This window comes from Mesorhizobium sp. CA4 (assembly GCF_020165075.1).
Taxonomy (GTDB): domain Bacteria; phylum Pseudomonadota; class Alphaproteobacteria; order Rhizobiales; family Rhizobiaceae; genus Mesorhizobium.
In genome coordinates, this window is record NZ_JAIUHK010000077.1 from 1 (window position 1) to 2,834 (window position 2,834).

The window sequence follows — 2,834 nt, forward strand, 5'->3', positions numbered from 1 at the left end:
CTCCACAACGGGGGCCGGCGGGGTGTTTGCAAGAACCTTGGTCATAAGCCCTACCTTCAATTTCGATTTTGACGACGCTTGAGGCGTAACCGTTTGCAATTCGTCAACGCTATTCGCGAACGCTTCCAAGGCTTCGTCAAAGGTGCCGGACTTGTCAGCCAGGCCAGACTCAACCGCTTCGGCACCGCGAAACATGCGTGCTTCCGTAGCACGGATCTTATCGGCGTCGATTCCACGATGTTGCGAAACAAGCTGCACAAACATTTCGCCGAGGGCGTCAACATCGGCCTGTAGCGTGGCCCTGGCGCGGTCGCTCAACGGCTCATGCATGTTGCCGTCCGCCTTCTCGGCGCCGAAGAAAATGTAATTCCATCGGACGCCGGCCAGCCTGTCCGCTTCGCTCACGTCCACATGCGCGGCGAGGCAACCAATCGAACCGCACTCGCCCGTGGTCGGCACCCAAATTTGCGAGGCCGAACTTATGACGGCGTAGCCTGCCGAGGCCGCTACTTCGTTGACGTGGCCCCACACTGGTTTACCGGTGGCCTCGCTGGCGCTGCGAATGAAGCGCGCCAGGTCAAAGCACCCGCTGGCCTCACCGCCGGGAGAATCAAGTTCAAGCATGAGCCCGCGCACCGCCGGGTCGTACATGATTTCCGTGACCGCATCGGACAGCGCCGAATAGCTGGTAAGGCCGGACTCCGAGTCCAGCCAGGAACCGCGCCGGATCAACGTTCCGAGCACCGGCAGCACGGCGATTCCATTGTCCGCCATGTAGCCGCCGCTGCGAAAGCTACGCCCCTGGCCGGCGCGGGCCTCGCGTTGAGGGCGCGGCAGTTCGGCGGCGCCCACCGCCAGGCCGTCGAGGATGCGGGGGCCAATGGCGTTAAGGATGGTGTTCGCCTTGCCGCGATGGATGAGCAAAGGCGTATCGAAAAGCAGGCTCGCGACTAGCGGAAGGTCACGCGGCATTTGGCAAATTCTCCGGCGGGTCGTCTTCGTTGTCAGCGGGGTCGTCGTTCGCGGGCGGCGGCGCCGCGCTCGGGGCGGCCGGCGGCGCGGTGCCATCGGTGTCGAAAACAAGCGGGGTCTTCCGCGCCGCCGCTTCGGCGCGCTCTTCCTCGATCTCGTCGTCCAGGTCTTCGCGGTCGTAGCCGCGTTCCGCGATGGATTGCGTACGGCTCTTCAAGCCGCCCTTGATCGCTTCCTTTTCGGCCGCGATGTCCTTAGCCGGGTCAAGCCATTCCTGGCGCGGCGGAAGGTGATCGCACTGCCAATATTCGCTCGGGTCTTCGTCATAACCGGGAAGCTCGACAAGCCCGGCCATCACGGCGCGCTCAACGAAGGCAACCCACACCGGGCGGCAAAGCTGATGGATCAGCGTATTGTTTTGCCACTGCGATATCCGGCGCCGGAACGCCATAATGGCGGTGCGAACGTTTGAGAAATTGCCCTTGGTCATATCCCCGGTAACGTAGGAATAGGGCACCCCGAGCGCGGCGCAAATCTTCAAGATGGTGCGATACTGGAAAGCCTCATAAGACCCGCCCACCTCGGCCGGCGAGGAAAACTTAATATCCTTATCGTCGCCGAGGTCCACGATTGCGCCGGGCTCCATGCCGGCGATCGGCAAATCGTCTTCGTCTTCCTCGTCGTCAAGGCGGATGGGGTTTTCACCCCGGCCGATCAAGAACGCGGTGAACAGCGCGGCGTTTTTCTTGCGGTCGATTTCGGCGTCGTCATAAATCTCAAGGCCGAAGATTTTGACCAGCGCGCGGGCGATACGGGGGACACCGCGGATTTGCCCGCCCTGGCGTCCGTCGAAGACGTGGAACACCTCGGAAGCCGGCACGCGGACGCGGTCGCGGGCGTTGGCGGTATTCGGCGGCCGTTCATCGGTCGGGTGATAGCGCCAGAAGTGATAGGCGACGCGGGCGCCCAGCAAGTTGAACTCGATACCGGCCACCACGAAATTGCCGCCGGGAAGCGAGGCGCTGAAACTCATATCCAGCATTTCGGTCGGCAGGATCTGCAACTGAAAGGGCACCGTCCACATGTCGCCAGGCCGGCGATTGCGAAGCCGCACGAAGCACTCACCGGTTAGATAGGCCTCGCGGGCGACCTTCTCTTGGATGCCGAAATAATCGGTATTTCCCTCGGCGTCCGCTTCGTCCGTCCATTTCAAGAACAGATTGAGCAGTGCCGCTTTGGCGGCTTTCTTACCCTTGAAGCGGGGCCGGGGTTTGATCCCATCGCCAACGGCTTGCGAGGTCCATTCATCCACCGCGTTGCCGGCGTATCCATCGTTTTCGTAAAGCCAGCGGGCGCGGGCGACCAGGGTCGGGCCAGCGGCGCGGATGGCGACATTGACGTGGTTTTTCGAAGGGTTGAACCCGCGCAACCGGCGGCCATTGCCTGCCGCCTCAAACGAGTTGTTGCCGCCGCCGGTTACGCGGAAAGCATGCGCTACCCGCCGGATACCTGTGAAAATGCCCATCAGTAGCCCCGCCGAACGTCAAGGTAGAACACTCGCTTTCGAGGGCGCCCCTCGGCGGTAGCAATCTCGTCGTTGATGCCTGCCAATGCCGCGCGCAAATCGTCTATGCTGCGATACTGGACGCGCTTGTCGCCATGCTGGACGATAAGCGCGCCCGAGCGCATCGCCTTAAGCAGCGCCGCTTTGGTAGCCAGCAGTATTTCCAAATCGGTCATTGACATCACATGTACGGGCTGGCGACGACGCGACGCCGTTTCCGGTGCACTTTACCATTCGCCCGAGGCGGCTGAATTCCAGCATGTTGCGATTCGTCCGCCGGCTCGGGTGTGGCTTCGGG

3 protein-coding genes are annotated in these 2,834 nt (G+C 62.2%); all 3 read right to left on the reverse strand.

Annotation, left to right across the window (positions count from 1 at the left end; all coding sequences use genetic code 11):
* Positions 1–972 (reverse strand): S49 family peptidase (locus LB528_RS30065; protein WP_224717233.1); only part of this gene is annotated, 972 nt, incomplete at its 3' end.
* Entirely contained in the window at positions 962–2,497 is a 1,536-nt protein-coding gene (locus LB528_RS30070) for a phage portal protein (RefSeq protein WP_224717234.1), read from the reverse strand. The genes LB528_RS30070 and LB528_RS30065, both read right to left, overlap by 11 nt.
* The gene (locus LB528_RS30075) at positions 2,497–2,712 is read right to left on the reverse strand and encodes a phage head-tail joining protein (protein WP_127256039.1); all 216 of its coding nucleotides are present in this window, start codon (positions 2,710–2,712) and stop codon (positions 2,497–2,499) included. The genes LB528_RS30070 and LB528_RS30075 overlap by 1 nt, the downstream gene beginning before the upstream one ends.
* Positions 2,713–2,834: the final 122 nt, after the last annotated feature.

Coding starts and splice junctions, on each gene's coding strand:
- LB528_RS30070 (WP_224717234.1), bottom strand. CDS start 2,497: ATGGGCATTTTCACAGGTATCCGGCGGGTAGCGCATGCTTTCCGCGTA.
- LB528_RS30075 (WP_127256039.1), bottom strand. CDS start 2,712: ATGACCGATTTGGAAATACTGCTGGCTACCAAAGCGGCGCTGCTTAAG.